At 64.9% G+C, this 15,611-nt stretch carries 13 protein-coding genes and 2 pseudogenes; 9 read left to right on the top strand and 6 right to left on the bottom strand.

What is annotated here, in order from left to right; translation table 11 throughout:
- Positions 1-44 precede the first annotated feature (44 nt).
- Positions 45-950 carry a TspO-related membrane protein gene (locus tag DDQ68_RS18495; RefSeq protein WP_109657628.1) on the bottom strand — a complete coding sequence of 302 codons (906 nt, stop codon included), beginning with the start codon at positions 948-950 and terminating at the stop codon, positions 45-47.
- Positions 951-1,169: 219 nt separating this feature from the next.
- Between DDQ68_RS18495 and DDQ68_RS18490 the strand changes: the two genes are divergently transcribed.
- The gene (locus tag DDQ68_RS18490) at positions 1,170-1,604 is read left to right on the top strand and encodes a DUF4174 domain-containing protein (protein WP_109657627.1); all 435 of its coding nucleotides are present in this window, start codon (positions 1,170-1,172) and stop codon (positions 1,602-1,604) included.
- Between the two features lie 4 nt (positions 1,605-1,608).
- Here the strand turns inward: DDQ68_RS18490 and DDQ68_RS18485 are convergent, their stop codons facing one another.
- Positions 1,609-2,007: a DUF2251 domain-containing protein gene (locus tag DDQ68_RS18485; protein WP_109657626.1), complete on the bottom strand. Its 399-nt coding sequence runs from the start codon at positions 2,005-2,007 to the stop codon at positions 1,609-1,611.
- A gap of 6 nt (positions 2,008-2,013) precedes the next feature.
- A pseudogene (uvrA, locus tag DDQ68_RS18480) lies at positions 2,014-3,882 on the bottom strand (excinuclease ABC subunit UvrA); the annotation flags it as partial.
- A gap of 81 nt (positions 3,883-3,963) precedes the next feature.
- On the opposite strand from uvrA, the gene DDQ68_RS18475 reads away from it, so the two are divergent.
- Positions 3,964-5,076, top strand: coding sequence for a transposase (locus tag DDQ68_RS18475; RefSeq protein ID WP_109656069.1), 1,113 nt, complete (start codon positions 3,964-3,966; stop codon positions 5,074-5,076).
- On the opposite strand, the pseudogene DDQ68_RS18470 reads toward DDQ68_RS18475, so the two are convergent.
- Positions 5,068-6,063 (bottom strand): annotated as a pseudogene (locus DDQ68_RS18470) (excinuclease ABC subunit UvrA); the annotation flags it as partial. The gene DDQ68_RS18475 and the pseudogene DDQ68_RS18470 sit on opposite strands and share 9 nt — an antisense overlap.
- Positions 6,064-6,287: 224 nt before the next feature.
- Here DDQ68_RS18470 and DDQ68_RS18465 point away from each other — a divergent pair.
- The 3 genes from DDQ68_RS18465 to DDQ68_RS18455 all read left to right on the top strand — a co-directional run bounded on the left by DDQ68_RS18465 (position 6,288) and on the right by DDQ68_RS18455 (position 10,473).
- Positions 6,288-7,760, top strand: coding sequence for an alpha/beta hydrolase family protein (locus tag DDQ68_RS18465; RefSeq protein WP_109657625.1), 1,473 nt, complete (start codon positions 6,288-6,290; stop codon positions 7,758-7,760).
- Positions 7,761-7,789: 29 nt separating this feature from the next.
- A complete protein-coding gene (locus DDQ68_RS18460) occupies positions 7,790-9,208 on the top strand; it encodes an alpha/beta hydrolase (protein WP_109657624.1) in 1,419 nt (472 codons plus the stop codon).
- A 254-nt stretch (positions 9,209-9,462) separates the two neighbouring features.
- The gene (locus tag DDQ68_RS18455; protein WP_109657623.1) at positions 9,463-10,473 is read left to right on the top strand and encodes a ComEA family DNA-binding protein; all 1,011 of its coding nucleotides are present in this window, start codon (positions 9,463-9,465) and stop codon (positions 10,471-10,473) included.
- Positions 10,474-10,618: 145 nt separating this feature from the next.
- Here the strand turns inward: DDQ68_RS18455 and DDQ68_RS18450 are convergent, their stop codons facing one another.
- Positions 10,619-11,929: an MFS transporter gene (locus DDQ68_RS18450; protein WP_109658508.1), complete on the bottom strand. Its 1,311-nt coding sequence runs from the start codon at positions 11,927-11,929 to the stop codon at positions 10,619-10,621.
- Between the two features lie 125 nt (positions 11,930-12,054).
- Here DDQ68_RS18450 and DDQ68_RS18445 point away from each other — a divergent pair, with 125 nt between their 5' ends.
- The 4 genes from DDQ68_RS18445 (at position 12,055) to nth (ending at position 14,325) form a co-directional block, all read left to right on the top strand.
- Positions 12,055-12,447 (top strand): STAS/SEC14 domain-containing protein, encoded by a 393-nt coding sequence (locus tag DDQ68_RS18445; protein ID WP_109657622.1) that lies wholly within the window; start codon positions 12,055-12,057, stop codon positions 12,445-12,447.
- A 236-nt stretch (positions 12,448-12,683) separates the two neighbouring features.
- Complete coding sequence (locus tag DDQ68_RS18440) at positions 12,684-13,319, top strand: RNA polymerase sigma factor (RefSeq protein WP_109657621.1); 636 nt, start codon at positions 12,684-12,686, stop codon at positions 13,317-13,319.
- Positions 13,258-13,488, top strand: a complete 231-nt coding sequence (locus DDQ68_RS18435; protein WP_245897106.1) for a hypothetical protein — start codon at positions 13,258-13,260, stop codon at positions 13,486-13,488. The genes DDQ68_RS18440 and DDQ68_RS18435 overlap by 62 nt, the downstream gene beginning before the upstream one ends.
- A gap of 96 nt (positions 13,489-13,584) precedes the next feature.
- Positions 13,585-14,325: an endonuclease III gene (gene nth, locus DDQ68_RS18430; RefSeq protein ID WP_109657619.1), complete on the top strand. Its 741-nt coding sequence runs from the start codon at positions 13,585-13,587 to the stop codon at positions 14,323-14,325.
- Here nth and DDQ68_RS18425 read toward each other — a convergent pair.
- Positions 14,322-15,524, bottom strand: coding sequence for a glycosyltransferase family 4 protein (locus DDQ68_RS18425; protein WP_109657618.1), 1,203 nt, complete (start codon positions 15,522-15,524; stop codon positions 14,322-14,324). The two genes, nth and DDQ68_RS18425, sit on opposite strands and share 4 nt — an antisense overlap.
- Between the last annotated feature and the right edge of the window lie 87 nt (positions 15,525-15,611).

The raw sequence follows: 15,611 nt of genomic DNA, 5'->3' as shown, positions 1-15,611 counted from the left end.
AGCACAAAGTGAGGGTGAGACCCCGCAAAGCTACGCGGCGCACGCTATGCAGGATTTTGGGTGGGCGGCGCAGCCGCGGCCGCGGCCCGGCGGCGGGCCAGGTCCGCGATTTGGGCTTCGGCAGCGGTAGTGGCAATTTCCCACGGCTGCCGGCGGCGGCCCACCCGCGACAGTGCAACGCCGCCAATGACCGCTACGGCAGCCCCGGCCAGCGCGGCCCAACCCAGCTCGGGAACCTCATTTATTTGGGCACGCCAGATAGCCACCAGGGCCCAGGCAATCACCAGCGGAAACGCCACTTCCTGAAACACCCGGCTAATAATTAGCGCCAGGGCCACCACTACCACCAACATACCCAGCGCCAGCACAATGGCGCCGCCCTGCACGGGCTGCCAGCCCAGCTGCTGCAACCCGGTGGTGACGTTGATGACCGACGCCACCGAAATCCAACCCAGGTACAGGGCCACCGGCAAGCTGGCCCAGGCCGGGGCCGCCTGGGCCAACACCCGCCGCCGGGCCCGCCCGTAGGCCGTGATAAGGGTCCCTAAAATGACCAGCATCACGCCCACGCTGGGCAAAATCAGCTCGTAGGCAAACAGCACCACCCATGCGCCGGTGGCCACGTTAGCCAGGGCCAGGGGCTTGGCCAGCGCGTCGGGCAGCGAAAGCAGCCGCTGGGCGGGCAGCAGCTGCCACACCGCATAAATAGTCAGGCCCAGGAAGATCACGCCCCAAATGCTAAACGCATAGCCCGCCGGCGTCAGCAGCGTCGGGTATTTGGCCGACACGGCGCCCATGGTTTGCCCGTTTAGCGGATGCGTGTTGGAGTAGTAATTGAGAAAAATGTTGCCAAAAATAGCCGCCGCCGCCAGCCAGCGCCACGCGCGGCCGGTAGCCGAGCGTTCGGGAGTTGCGTAAAGGTCGGGCGGGTGGGAATGGGCGGAGGACATGGCTAGAGAGACAAGAAAGAAGAACAGTTACGAACAAAACACCAACCCAGGCTTGATTGGCTCATCGCCCAGTCGCCCAGTTCCGAGCCCTACTCGCCCAACAACGGCTTTCTACCGACGAACCCGGCCATCAAACGAAAAGGCCGGCGCTTTTTGTTGGCGTTGCGTGGCCCGGCAGGACCACAAGGTTAACGGCTCTTCGCTAAGAAACAATTCACCATGAAACATTTCTGTTTCCTCCTGGCCGCGCTGTTGGGGGCCCTGCCCTGGGCGGCGGCCCAAACACCCACTGCGGCGTCGTTGCAGCAGGCCCTGCGTGCCGGCCGCGGCGAGCACCGCTTCCTGCTGGTGGGGGCCCCCAGCACCGAGCACCCCGACTTCAAGCGCCAAAAAGCCCTGCTGGCCGCGGCCGCCGACCAGCTGCAAGCGCGCGACTTCCAGGTGCTGGACGTGTTTTACGACCAGCTGAGCCCCGCCGACCGCCAGCTAGTGCAGCGCCTGGGCCTGCACCCACCCGCGTTCGGTGTGGTGCTGGTGGGCAAAGACGGCGGAGCCAAGCGCAGCAGCGCCAAACCCTTGCTGCCCGACGACCTGTTCGGCACGGTGGACAAGATGCCCATGCGGCAGCAGGAAATGCGCCGGCGCAGCCAGTAGCCGGCTAGGCCCCGAAGTACTGTTCCACCAGCTCGTCGGTCAGCTCGCGCTTGGGCACCTGGCCGTGGGGCGCCGGCGGGAAGGCGTTGCGGCAGAACCCGGCCCGGCGCTGGAAATCGTACAGCGCGTGGCAGTGGCCGTTGATGACGAGCGCGGCCGCCGTTTCCCCCACGGTCCAGAACAGCTGCACAGCCACAGGGATGCTCCGGTCGGCCACATCGGCCACATCGGCCACGTGCAGCGCGTCGAGGATGACCGTTTCGGGCCCCGGCGCCACGGCGCAGAAATAGCCAGTGGTGCCATCGTCCTCAAAAATAACCTGCGCCGTTCCCGCCGCGGCGGTGCTCACCAGCAGCGTATCGGGGGTGCCCACCACCACGGTGGCTTCGGTGCCTAATTGCATGCGGGCCTATACTTTGTCGGCCAGGAAGCGGGCCGTGTGGTTGGTGTCCTTCAGCTTCACCAGCTGCTCGGGTGTGCCCTCGAAGAGCAGGTGGCCACCGTTGAGGCCGCCCTCGGGGCCCAGGTCAATCAGCCAGTCGGCGCACTTGATGATGTCCACGTTGTGCTCAATGATGAGCACCGAGTTGCCCTGCTCAATCAGCGCATTTAGGGCCCCCAGCAGCTTGGCAATGTCGTGGAAGTGCAGGCCGGTGCTGGGCTCGTCGAAGATGAACAGAATCTTATCCTGCTGAAGCGTAGCGCCTTTGGTGAGGAACGAGGCCAACTTCACGCGCTGGGCCTCGCCGCCGCTCAGCGTGTTGGCCGATTGCCCGAGGCGGATGTAGCCCAGGCCCACATCCTCCAGCGGCTGGAGGCGCTCGGCTACTTTGGGCTGGCTCTTGAAAAACTGCACGGCGTCGGCCACGGTCAGCTCCAGCACTTCGTCAATGCCTTTGTCCTGGAACTTCACGTCCAGCACGTCCTGCTTGAACTTGCGGCCGCCGCAGCTTTCGCAGGTCAGGTAGATGTCTGCCATAAACTGCATCTCAATCTTCACCTGGCCCTCGCCCTGGCACACCTCGCAGCGCCCACCATCCACGTTGAAGGAAAAGTGCGACGGCTTGAAGCCCCGCGCCTTGGCCAGCGGCTGCTCAGAAAACAGCGTGCGGATGGCATCGTAAGCCTTCACGTAGGTAACGGGGTTCGAGCGCGACGACTTACCGATTGGATTTTGGTCCACGAACTCGACGTGCGACACCTGGCCCTGCACGCCGGTCAGCTTGTCGAACTTGCCGGTGCTTTCGCCCGCGCCGCCGCCCAGCTGCTTCATCAGGGCCGGAGCCAGGATGCGCTTGATGAGCGTGGACTTGCCCGAGCCCGATACGCCCGTAACGACGGTCATCACGCCGAGCGGGATTTTCACGCTTACGTTTTTGAGGTTGTTCTCGCGGGCCCCGGTCAGCTCCAGGGCGTTGCGCCAGGGGCGGCGCACGGCGGGCACGTGCACCGCCATAGCCCCGCTGAGGTACTTGCCGGTGTAGGTGGCCGTGTCGCGCAGCAGCTCGGAGTACGTGCCCTGGAACATGAGGTGGCCGCCGCCGCTGCCGGCCTCGGGCCCGATGTCGATGATCTGGTCGGCGGCCTCCATCATCTTTTCCTCGTGCTCGACGACTACTACAGTATTACCAAGTTCCTGCAACGAGCGCAGCACGCCAATGAGCTGCTCGGCGTCCTTGGGGTGCAGGCCGATGCTAGGCTCATCGAGCACGTACATCGAGCCTACCAGCGCCGAGCCCAGCGACGTGGCCAGCGAGATGCGCTGGCTCTCGCCGCCGCTCAGCGTATTACTCAAGCGGTTGAGGGTGAGGTAGCCCAGGCCTACGCGGTTGAGGTAGCCCAGGCGGTTGGTGATTTCCGTGACGAGGCGCTCGGCCACCTTGGCTTCGTGCTCGCTCAGGGCCATGCCGGCGAAGAACTCCAGGGCCCCCGAGATGGGCAGCAGCACCACGTCGGCAATGCTGCGGCCGTCAATTTTCACGTACTGCGCGTCTTTGCGCAGGCGGGTGCCGCGGCAGTCAGGGCACACGGTGCGGCCCCGGTAGCGGCTTTGCAGCACCCGGTACTGGATTTTGTGGCTCTGCTCGCTCACCCACTTAAAGTAGGCGTCGAGGCCCTGGAAGTACTTATTGCCGGTCCACAGCAGGCGCTGCTCGGCCTCGCTCAGGTCGCTGTAGGGCCGGTGGATGGGGAAGTCGAAGCGGATGCCGTTTTTTAGCAGCGGCTTCAGCCACTCACCCTGCTTTTCGGTGCGCCAAGGCGCAATGGCCCCTTCGTACTCTACCCTACTAAAAATCGGGCATAAAAACGGGAAGGCCCGACCTTTGGAGTTCCTCAACTACCAAATGCGCTCCTTCCCGTGAAGCAACGCCTCGTGGTCAAAATTACGACCCTTTTACATTCGGTCCCGCTGGTGCGGAACCTGGCCCGCAAAAAGTTCGTGGCCCGCTTCGTGCTCGGCCTCTTTAAAAGCCGAAATGTGCAATTCTGCGAGGTGGCGCAGCACCTCAACGACGGCGTGAAACTGGCCTCGAACGAGACGCGCATCCAAGACTTTTTCCGCGAAGCCGACCTGGATTACGTCGCCTTGGCCGTGTTGCTCGTCGGCCTCTTGCCGGGCACGGGCAAGCTGCGCCTGTGCATCGACCGCACGGAGTGGGACTTCGGCCGCTGCCAGGTCAACATCCTGCTCGTGACGGTGGGCCGGGGCGATTGCCACTGGCCCTTGTGCTGGGAGTTGCTCGACAACCGCAGCGGCAACTCCGGCACCGCCGACCGCACGGCGCTACTGGATTTTTGCCTGCGGGTGCTGGGCCCCGACCGCGTGGGGCTGGTAGTGGGCGACCGCGAGTTTGTGGGCCATGCCTGGTTCAAATACCTCAAAGACAAGGGCATATTATTCGTCATGCGTCTGCCCAAGCACCACCTGCTCACCGACCCCCAAGGCCGTCGTCACGCCGTGGCCGACTGGGGCCTGCGGCCAGGCCAGTGCCGCCAGTTGCCCGTGTGCCAAGTCGACGGGGTTTGGGGCGGGGCGCAGGTCACGGCCTTGGCCGGGGGCGAGTACCTCTTCCTCTTCGGCACGGCCAACCCGGCTTTTTTGGGCCAGTTCTATCGCAAGCGCTGGACGATTGAGGCTTGTTTCCAGAACCTGAAAGGGCGGGGCTTTGCCTTGCGGGCCACGCACCTGCGTTGCCGGGACAAACTCAAAAAACTCGTGGGCCTGGTGAGTTTGGCCTACGCGCTTTGCGTGAGCGTGGGCACCCGCCTGCACGAAAAAGTGCAACCCATCCCCCAGAAGAACAACGGCTACAAACGCGCCAGTTTTGGCCGCCACGGCCTCAACGCCCTGCGCCAGTACACGCGGCCCGGCCGCAGCACCGACCCGGTATTTACCGCCAACATGAATGCTGTGTTCCGATGGATTATCAATCAACTAACTCATTATAAAGTAACTAAAATAGTAGGGTAGAGTAGCCCCTTCGTACACGGTCATGCTCTTGTCGGGAATCACCAAATCCTCGTCGATGCCCAGCACCGAGCCGAAGCCCTCGCAGGTGTGGCAAGCCCCATACGGGTTATTGAAGGAGAAGAAGTTGACGCTCGGCTCCTCAAACGTCATCCCATCCAGCTCAAACTTGTCGGAGAACGTGCGCGCCTCGTCATCATTCAGGCGCAACAGGCAAGTGCCGTGGCCCTCGAAAAACGCAGTCTGCACCGAATCGGAGAGGCGAAACAGCAGGTCCTCATCGCCGGGGCGCAGCACGGCGCGGTCAATCATGATGAACACCTCCCCTTTCGGCTCAGGGGCCCCCACGGCCAGCAGGTCTTCGATGAAGGCCGTTTCGCCGCCTACCACCACGCGGCTGTAGCCTTTTTGCAGCAGCAAATCCAGCTCCTTAATAAGGGTGCGGCCCGGGGCCAGCGGCGGCAGCGGGGCCAGAATCATGGCGCGGGTGCCCTCGGGTAGGGCCCCCAAAAAATCTACCACGTCGGCCACGTTATCCTTTTGCACCTGCACGCCACTCACGGGCGAGTACGTGCGCCCCACCCGCGCAAACAGCAGCTTGAGGTAGTCGTAAATCTCGGTGCTGGTGCCCACCGTCGAGCGGTTGTTCTTGATGCTGACCTTCTGCTCGATGGCTATGGCCGGCGAAATGCCGCGGATGTAGTCCACGTCGGGCTTGTCCATGCGGCCCAGAAACTGCCGGGCGTAGCTGCTCAGGCTTTCCACGTACATCCGCTGGCCCTCAGCATACAGCGTATCGAAGGCGAGGCTGGATTTACCCGAGCCCGAGAGGCCCGTGACGACAATGAACTGGTTGCGGGGCAAGGCCACACTCAGGTTTTTCAGGTTGTGAACCCGGGCGTTTTTGATGAGGATGAACTCGCGGGGGTCGAGCTGGTCAATCGGGTCGGCCGCAGGGGCAGCCACTTGCAAAGCGTCGTTTTTGGGCATAGACAGGCTAACAGCGGGCAGGGGGGAAAAGGTTGCGGGCGCGGGCCGCTTCCGCCCGCGTCCGCAAAGGAAGGCCGCCGCCGCTGGGCCACCGCCACGCAGCTCAATACACAGCCCCAACCGCCATTCGCCGATAAATTGCTCGCCAGTGACTTATTTCTTGTATTTTTAAGCCCTAAATATTCCTGCTGGTCTTCCTAAGGTATTTTTTATATAGTTATTTCATGATTAAATTTATACTCGCTGCATTTTTACTCATTACCTCGCTGGGGCAGCCGGGCCATGCGGCGGGGGGGCCACCAGCGGGCCCCGCGCCCCTCAACGGCCAGTGGAAAGGGCCCCTGAAGCTGCTCGGCGGCGAGATTACGCTGTATATCACTATCGTGCCGCTCAGCAACGGTAGCTACTACGCGGCCCTCGACGCCCCGCAGCAGCGCATCAGCCGGATGCCGGTGGCGGTGGAAGTGCAGGGCGACGACCTCACGCTGCGCATCGAGCAGGCTGGCAGCCGCTTCGTGGGCAAGGTGCTGAACGGCGGGGCCAGCCTCAGCGGCACCTGGACACAGCCGGGCCTGACGGCGCCGCTGGTGCTGGTGCGCGCCGCCGCGCAACAGGCCGCCACCCGCCTGCGCGCCGCACCGCCCTACCGCGAAACCGACGTCACGTTCCTCAACTCCGCCACCCGCGAGCACCTCAGCGGCACCGTGACGGTGCCGGCCGGCGAGGGGCCCTTCCCGGGCGTGGTGCTGCTCTCCGACCTGGGGCCCCAAGGCCGCGACGCCGAGGTGTCAGGCTACCGCATGTTTGGGCAGCTGGCCGACTACCTCACCCGCCACGGCATCGCCGTACTGCGTTTTGACGACCGCGGCGTAGGTAAATCGGAGGGCACCTACGCCACCGCCACCACGGCCGACCTCGTGACCGATGCGCAGGCCGCCCTGGCCTGCCTGCGCGCCCAGCCCCTGGTATCAGGGGGGCGGGTGGGCCTGGTGGGGCACGGCGAAGGGGCCAATGTGGCCCTGCTGGCCGCCGGGGCCCCCAGCGGCCGGGCGCCGGCGTTCGTGGTGTCGCTGGCCGGCTACGGCGAGCCGGGCTACGACGTGCTGTTGCGTCAGCAAAGTGAAATCATGCGCCTAATTGGGGCCGACCCGTCGCAGGTGAAGGCCGCCCAGGAGGCCTTCGCCCGCACCGTGAGGCTGGTGCGCCAAACGGCCAACAATACCACGGCCCGCGCCAAGGTCACGGCCCTGCTCAGCGGCGCCAATACGGGCCTCGATGCGGGCATGGCCCGGGCCCGCGCCGCGCAGCTCACCTCGCCCTGGTCGCGCTATTTTTTCGACTTCAACCCCCAAAACCGCCTGGCCCAGGTGCAGTGCCCGGTGCTGCTGCTCAACGGCACGGAGGATTTGCAAGTATCGGTGCGCCAAAACATGACGCCGTTACAAAAGGCCCTGAACCGCGCCCACAACCCCACCACAGCCCAGCGCCTGGCCGGTGTGAACCACCTCTTCGAGGCCCCCACCGACCAGTGGACGGTGGTGGACGGGGCCCCGCAGCCCACGTTCTCGCCCGAGGCCCTGAAAAACATCCGCGAGTGGGTGGCCCTCCAAACCAAGCTACCCGGCCCCCCCTTGCCCGTGACCGTAAAGCGCGCCGCCCCGCACAAACCCGTGCGCTACGGCCGGGCCCGCGGCTAAGCCCCGGCGGCCGGCCGTATCATTGCAGCGTGGGATTATTACTACTTATTGAGGCCGCGCGGCGAGCCGGCAAGCTACTGGCCGGCGCGGCCCTGCTGACCTTGCCCTTGGGTACTTGCGCGCAAGCCCCCGCCAGCCTCACCGGCGACTGGACCGGCGCGCTGGGGCCCCTTACCCTCACTGCCCACCTTGCCGACCCCGCCGGGGGCCCCCGCACGGCCACGCTCGACGTACCCATGCAGCACGCGCAAGGCCTGCCGCTGCAATTCACTGCCCCCACCGCCGACAGCGTGTACCTGCGCCTGCCGCAGGCCGGGGCCTACTTTGCCGGCCGCCGCGCCGCCGCCGGGCAGCAGCTGATGGGCACGTGGCACCAGAACGGCCAGGCCCTGCCCCTCACGCTGGCCCGCGCAGCGCCGGGCAGCGCAGCGGGCCCCCGCCGGCCCCAGGTGCCCCAGCCGCCGTTCCCGTACCAGTCGGCCGATGTGACGTTCACCAACGCCCGGGCTGGCGTGGTGCTGGCCGGTACCCTCACCACGCCGGCCGGCCCGGGGCCTTTCCCGGCGGTGGTGCTATTGACGGGCTCGGGGCCCGAAGACCGCAACGAAACTCTGTTTGGCCACCAGCCCTTTTGGGTGCTGGCCGACTACCTCAGCCGGCGCGGCATCGCCGTGCTGCGCTTCGATGACCGCGGCGTGGGCCAGTCGGGCGGCTCGCAGGCCACCAGCACCAGCGCCGATTACGCCGCCGATGCGCGGGCGGCGCTGGCCTTCGTGCGGGCCCAGCCGAAAATTGCCCCGGCGCACGTAGGGCTGCTGGGCCACAGCGAGGGCGGCACCGCCGCCATTGCCGCCGCCGGCCAGCCCCAGGGCCCCAACTTCCTGGTGCTGCTGGCCGCCCCCGGCCTGCCCGGTAATGAGCTGATTGTGCAGCAGGTGCTGGCCCTGGGCAAGCTGGGTGGAGCCACCCCAGCCCAATTGCAGAGTGCCGAAAAAATGCAGCGCCAAGTACTGAACATTGTGGAGCAAACGCCCAACGACGCCCAGGCCCGCGCCCAGCTGCGCCCCTTGCTGGGTGCTGGCGGCGCGGCCCCGGGGGCCCTGGCGCGAGCCGATGGCCAAATCAACGTGCTGCTCTCGCCCGCCTACCGCCACCTGCTGGCCGACCGCCCCGCCCAAACTCTGGCCCGCGTGCACTGCCCGGTGCTGGCCCTCGGCGGCACGAAAGACGTGCAGGTAGCAGCCGGCCCCAACCTCGCGGCCATCGCCCAGGGCCTGCAAGCCGGCGGCAACCGCAACGTGACTACGCAGGCGCTGCCCGGCCTCAACCACCTGTTCCAAACTGCTCCCACCGGGTCCGTTGCCGAGTACGGCATCATCGAGGAAACATTTGCGCCCAGCACTCTGCAAATCATCGGCAATTGGGTGGCGGCCCACGCCGGCCGCTGAGGGCCCTAGAGCTATTTCAAAGTTCTTGGATGTAATTAAAAACTTGACTGCTACACTTTTGATTTTTAATTATCTCCAAAGGTGTCCCTTAGCCTAAGAAATACCTTGGTAGCTACAAAACCTCCATTCCGTTGCCGCCAGCGCTATTTCGGATCCCACAGAACCCGTAACATTGCGGGAACTGCGCGCTGCTTAAAGCCCCGAGCGCTTCCACCCTTCCGCACCCGTTCCAACTGGTGTTCAATCTATTTGCTATGAAACCTTCGCCGTACCCCCGGCGCTCCTGGGCCGATGCGGGGCCCCTGCGCTGGGCGCGGCGCTACATGGGCTACTCGCGCGCCGAAGCCCGGGGCATGGTGGGGCTGCTGGCCGTGCTGGCCGCGGCCCTGCTGCTGCCGCTGCTCTGGCACCCCGCCCAGCCCCAGTACTTGCCCGCCGCCGACCAGCAGCGCCTCGACCAACTGGCGGCCAACCTAGCCGCCAACCGCGCCGCGGGCCGCGCCTACGCCCCCCGCACCTTCGACCGCCCCGCGCGCTCCCCCGCCGTGGCGCAAGTACCGCTGGGGCCCTTCGACCCCAATGCCCTCACAGCCGAGGGCTGGGAAGCCCGCGGTGTGCCGCACTTCGTGGCCGGGCGCATCGTGAAGTACCGCGACGCGGCGGGCGGCTTCCGCGCCAAGGCGCAAATCAAAAAAATGTATGGGCTGGAAGATTCGGTGTACCAGCGGCTGGCGCCATTTATGCAGCTGCCCGAGGCGCTGCCGGGCCGCGGCGAGCGGCCCGCCTACGCCGCCGGGGCCCCGGGCAAGTTCCCGCCCTTCGCCGCCAGCAAGTTCCCTAGCAAGCCCAAGCACCTCCAGCCTTTCGACCTGAACGCGGCCGACACCACGCAACTTATGCAAATCCGCGGTATTGGCGCGGGCCGGGCCAAATGGGTAGTGCAGTACCGCAACCAGCTCGGCGGCTACCTGCGGGCCGACCAGCTTAGCGAAATATTCGTACTGCGCGACGCTCCCGATTTGGTGGACAGCCTGCGCAAGTACACGTTCGTGCGGCCGGGCTTCGCGCCGCAGCTGGTGAACGTCAACACCGCTTCGTTCGACGAGCTGTACCTGCACCCCTACATTCGCAAGCCGCTGGCCCGCCTCATCGTGGCCTACCGCAAGCAGCACGGCCCCTACCGCAAGCCCGAGGATTTGCAGCAAATCCCGACCCTGAAGCCCGACGACTGGGCCAAGCTGCGGCCCTACGTGCGCTGCGAATAGAGGAATTTCAAATTGCTGGAGTTGTTCCCAAGCAAAAAATTACACAGAAAAAGAACGTCATGCTTCGCTACGCGCTGCATGACGTTCTTTTTCTACTTGAACGACTTTATTGGCTCAGAAGCCACCGTGAGGCCCCGGCGGGCGGCTATTTCTTGCCAGCGCCCATTTCCAGGCCGCGCAGCTTATCGGCCTTCCAGGTCGTGACGGCCACCACGACCATCGTCATCAGGCCCCCAAACACCACGCTGGGCACCGTACCCATCAGCTTGGCCGCCGCGCCGCTCTCGAAGCTGCCCAGCTCGTTGCTGGACCCGATAAAGATGCTGTTCACCGCTGATACGCGGCCCTTCATGTACTCCGGCGTGTAGGTATGCACCAGCGTTGAGCGCACGATAACCGATACGGAATCGAAGGTTCCGGTCAAAAACAGCAGAAACATCGACAAGTACAAATTGGTCGACAGCGCGAAGGCCACGGTGGCGGCCCCGAAACCGGCTACGGCCCACAGCATTTTGCGGCCCGCCCCGCGCTTCAGCGGCGAGAACGTAAGCCACACCGCCATCGCCACCGAGCCCACGGCAGGCGCGGCGCGCAAGTAGCCCAGGGCGTCGGGACCCGCCTTCAGCACGTCGGAGGCGAAGATGGGCAGCAGCGCCACGGCCCCGCCAAAGAGCACGGCGAACATATCCAACGACAAGGCCGCCAGCACAATCTGATTGCCAAAAATGAACTTGACCCCGCTCAGAATGCTCTCCTTCAAGCCCAGCTGCTCGCCCTCGATGGGCGGCAGTTCGCGGCTGGCAATGGTGATGAACAGCACCAGCGCCAGGCCCTCCAGCACCACGTCGGTGCCGTAGGCGAACTCCTTGCCCAAGTGCGCAAACAGCAAGCCCCCAATGGCGGGCCCCAGCACCGCCGACGCCTGCCAGGTAGTTGAGTTCCAGGTCACGGCGTTGGGCAGAAAGCTGCGGTCGGGCAGCAGCTGCGGCATGAACGAGAACAGCGCGGGCCCCATGAACCCGCGCGCAATGCCGCTCACAAAAATCACCAGGTACAGCGGCCACACCACCGTGGCGTTGAAAACGCCCAGGTGAAACCGGCCCCGCGCCAGCAGGCCGGCCTGGCCCGGGTGCGCCAGCCAGAACAGCGCCAGGGCGCACGCAAACAACACCGCTACAGCCGGCACAATGATACGCTTGCGGCGCACCGAATCGGCCACGTGCCCGGCATAGAGCGACACCGTGATGCTCGGAATGGCCTCGGCTAACCCAATGAGGCCCAGGGCCAACGGATCTTTGGTGAGCTCAAAAATCTGCCAGCTCACCACCACCCCCTGAATTTGGGTGGCCACGGAGAACAAGACCCGGGCGGTAATCAGGCGGCGAAAATCGGGCAGGCGCAAGGCCGCGTAGGGGTCGTGGGGGGCCGCGGAAGCCGCGGGCGAAGCAGGGTCCATACAAAAACGCTGGGCCGGCGCGTCCTGCGTGGCCCCGCCGGGCAAAGGTAGCCCGCGCTGCGCCCAAAGTAGCGCTTGTTTCATCGCAGCCACCGCTTACCTTGCGCCACGCGTTAGCCTTTGCTATGTCCAATTACGGCCTCGACCTCGTGTACCGCCCCGACCTGCCGGCCCTCATCGCCCGCTGGCAGCGTGAAATCACGCCCCAGGAGTTGCAAGCCGGTTACCAGGCCGTGCTGACGGCGGCCGACGCGGCGGGATGCAGCCGCTGGTTGCTCGACCTGCGCCGCCGCGAAGACGTGGTAGAGCCCGCCGTGAATAATTGGTTCGGCACCACTTTTGCGCCAGCACTGCGGGGGCGCTACGCAGCCCCGGTGAGGATTGCGTTTTTGGTGTCGCCGCTGCGGGCGCAACGGGCCGTCACGGCCGTAGTTTCGGCCGCCAGCGCCGATTGCCGCATTGCCACCTTCACCGACGAAGCCGCTGCCCACGCCTGGCTGGCCCAGGCCGAAGGCTAGGCTTCCGGGTATGCGCTGGGGGCCGACGTGAAGTTTTCAGGAAGGTTGCGCCTGTTTCCAAAAATATTTTGTCATTTTACTCCGGCCACCTTGCGGATGCCGTGCACGCGCCGCTACATTTGGCAACCGTTTGCAACGTTCTGTTTATAACCGGTATCTTCCGTTTTATTTCCTCTAGTCTCTAAAGCTGCATACTATCGGTTCAAGCTCTACGTTCCCCTTATCCGTAGTCCTTTATGGAATCCATGCAGCTGAGCGATTCCGCGCTCGTTTCGCTTTACCTGGCTGGCCAGGAATCCGCCTTCGCGCTGCTGCTTGAGCGGCACCGAAGCCGCACTTTCACGACCATCCTGCTCATCGTGCGCGACGAAGACGTGGCCGAAGACCTCCTTCAAGACGCATTCATCAAAGCCATCCACGTGCTGAAAAGTGGCCGCTACAACGACGAAGGCAAATTCGGACCCTGGCTGTGCCGCATCGCGCACAACCTGGCCATCGACGCCTTTCGCCGCGGTAAGCGCGTGCCCCACCTCAGCCTCGACGGCGATGGGCCCCTGGCCAATTCGCTCGCCCACTCGGAAGAAGGGGCCGACGATGCCCTGGCCCGCGAAGAAACCCACAGCCGTCTGCGCGCGCTCATCCAGGAGTTGCCGCCGGCCCAGAAAGAAGTACTGCTCATGCGCCACTACGGCGACCTGAGCTTCCAGGAGATTGCCGATGCCACCGGGGTGAGCATTAATACGGCCCTCGGCCGGATGCGCTACGCCCTGATAAACCTACGGAAGAAAATGGCCGTAAACCCACCTTACTATGATTCAAACCTTACCCTATACGACCCTGCTGCGCTACGTGTACAACGAATTGCCAGCTAGTGCCTTGCCTGAAATAGAAGAAGCTCTTCAGCACGACCCCGAGCTGGCCACCGCCTGCGCCGATCTGCTATTGGCCCAGCGCACCCTCAACGCCCTGCGCTACGAGCCCCGACCGGCGGTATCGGCCCGTATTTTAGAATACTCGCGCACGTTTCCAGCCAGCCGTTAGGCCTCGGGATTTCGCCCGACCTTTGCCATCCCAAGCGCCGCCCACCGCAGCGCCTGGGATGGTTTTTTGCTTACTGGCCGCCCCAATTCTTCGTTTATGACCCGTCCCGAGCGGTTTCGTTTCTTCCTCGATTACTTCGCTGTCCACTTCCCGGCCCCCGAAACCGAGCTAGTGTACCGCAACCCCTACGAGCTCATCGTGGCCGTGGTGCTGAGCGCCCAGTGCACCGACAAGCGCGTGAACCTGGTGATGCCGGCGCTGCTGGCGGCCTTCCCCACCCCCGCCGCCCTCGGTGCCGCTACGGCCGACGAGGTTTTTCCCTTCATCCGCAGCGTTTCGTACCCCAACAACAAGGCCAAGCACCTCGCCGGGCTGGGCCGGATGCTAACGGAAGACTTCGGCGGCGAGGTACCCAGCCAGCTCGACGAGTTGCAGCGCCTGCCCGGCGTGGGCCGCAAAACGGCCAACGTGGTGGTGTCCGTCATCTACAACCAGCCCGCCATGGCCGTTGATACCCACGTATTTCGGGTATCGCACCGCCTGGGCCTGGTGCCCAAAACCGCCACCACGCCCCTGGCCGTTGAGAAAGGCCTGGTTCGCCATATCCCCCAGGCCCTCATCCCCAAGGCCCACCACTGGCTGATTCTGCACGGCCGCTACACCTGCGTGGCCCGCAGCCCCAAGTGCGGCATCTGCCCGCTGGCGCCCAGCTGTATGTATTTCGAAAAGAACATATCGCCGCTGGCTGGCCTCGTCCCAGCCAAGGCGGCAGAGCCCAAGTCCGGCGCCAAGCAAGTCCACAAAGCTGCACCTGGGGCCCCGGCAGCGGGCCATTAGGCCACCGCATTCTCCAGTACCCGCTGCACTACCGCGGCCAGTTGTTGCCGGTTGAACTCTTTAATGGCCAGGATTCTGCCACGCTGGCCAGCCGCTTGCAGCTGCGCGGGCTGGGCCAATAGCTCGCGCAAGCGAGCGGCCAGCTGTGGGGCATTGCCGGCCGGAGCGTACCACCCGCAGCCGTGGGTTTCGACCAGCATTTTGGTCCAGCCTTGGTTAGTGACGACCACCGGCGTGCCCACCGCCAGCGCATCGTAGAGCTTGGCGGGCGAGTTAGCATCGAGCACTGGCAAGTTCAGGAACGACACCACTGCCACATCGGCCAGCCCGAACCAGGCGAACACCGCGTGGCGCGGCTGCCCGCCCACCAGCCGGATGCGCCCCGGCCAGCGCGCCGCCGCCGCCGCCACCAGCGGCTCATAGTAGCCGTGGCCCAGGAATAGCCACACCGCATCAGGGTCGGCCGCCACCAACGTTTCCGCGGCAGCTATCAGCGTCGGAATGTCATTAGCCCGGCCGAAGGTGCCGGCGTAAAGCACTACTTTTTTATCCTCCAAACCCTGCGCCCGCTGTAGCGCCGCCACGGCCACCAGCGTGGCCCGGGCCGCGAGGTCCAGGTCAGTGCCATTGAGCACGGTGGTGACTTTCTCGGCGGCCACGCCCCGGTCCATCACGTAGCGCGCCATGTCGGGCGAGAGCGGCAGAATGTGCTGAGCACTGTGGTACAAGCGCTTCTCCAGCGCAAACAGCTGCTGCCGGGCCAGGGCCGTGGGCACGGCTCCCATCGCCACCGGAAACGCCGGCCACAAATCCTGTACCTCAAACACCCACGGCACCCCCCGCCAGCGCGCCACCTGCGCCGCCGCCCAGGCCGCCGTCAGGGGCGTGCTGATGCCCCAGATAACGTCGGGCTTTTCCATGCGCAGCCCTGCCCGCACGGCCCATGCCGCGTACTGCGCAAACGCCAGAGCCCGGCGCGCGGGGCCCATTTTGTTGTCGTACGGGATGCTGGCTTCGCAGATTTCCACCCCGGCCGGCACCCACGGAAACTCGTGCGTCAGCCGTTGCCCGCGCCAGGTGGGCGTGGTCAGCAGCGTTACCCGGTGCGCCTGGGCAATGTGGGCCAGCAGCGCGTAGTGCCGGCTAGTGGCCGGGCAATCGGGGTTGGTGTGGTACTGGCTGAAGACGGCAATGTGCACGAAATCAATGGATAAGTGGGCGAATGAGTGGCTGCGTGAATGAGCAACAGGCCGTGTATATGGCATCTATTCGCTCATTCGCCCACT

It is taken from the genome of Hymenobacter nivis (assembly GCF_003149515.1).
GTDB lineage: Bacteria > Bacteroidota > Bacteroidia > Cytophagales > Hymenobacteraceae > Hymenobacter > Hymenobacter nivis.
Note: the sequence above shows the minus strand (reverse complement) of the source record. Positions and strands in the feature narration are given on the sequence as shown.

Bases quoted from the DNA above. Each gene is read 5' to 3' on its own strand.
- DDQ68_RS18495 (WP_109657628.1), bottom strand. From the start codon at position 950: ATGTCCTCCGCCCATTCCCACCCGCCCGACCTTTACGCAACTCCCGAA.
- DDQ68_RS18490 (WP_109657627.1), top strand. From the start codon at position 1,170: ATGAAACATTTCTGTTTCCTCCTGGCCGCGCTGTTGGGGGCCCTGCCC.
- DDQ68_RS18485 (WP_109657626.1), bottom strand. From the start codon at position 2,007: ATGCAATTAGGCACCGAAGCCACCGTGGTGGTGGGCACCCCCGATACG.
- DDQ68_RS18465 (WP_109657625.1), top strand. From the start codon at position 6,288: ATGATTAAATTTATACTCGCTGCATTTTTACTCATTACCTCGCTGGGG.
- DDQ68_RS18455 (WP_109657623.1), top strand. From the start codon at position 9,463: ATGAAACCTTCGCCGTACCCCCGGCGCTCCTGGGCCGATGCGGGGCCC.
- DDQ68_RS18450 (WP_109658508.1), bottom strand. From the start codon at position 11,929: ATGGACCCTGCTTCGCCCGCGGCTTCCGCGGCCCCCCACGACCCCTAC.
- DDQ68_RS18445 (WP_109657622.1), top strand. From the start codon at position 12,055: ATGTCCAATTACGGCCTCGACCTCGTGTACCGCCCCGACCTGCCGGCC.
- DDQ68_RS18440 (WP_109657621.1), top strand. From the start codon at position 12,684: ATGGAATCCATGCAGCTGAGCGATTCCGCGCTCGTTTCGCTTTACCTG.
- DDQ68_RS18435 (WP_245897106.1), top strand. From the start codon at position 13,258: ATGATTCAAACCTTACCCTATACGACCCTGCTGCGCTACGTGTACAAC.
- nth (WP_109657619.1), top strand. From the start codon at position 13,585: ATGACCCGTCCCGAGCGGTTTCGTTTCTTCCTCGATTACTTCGCTGTC.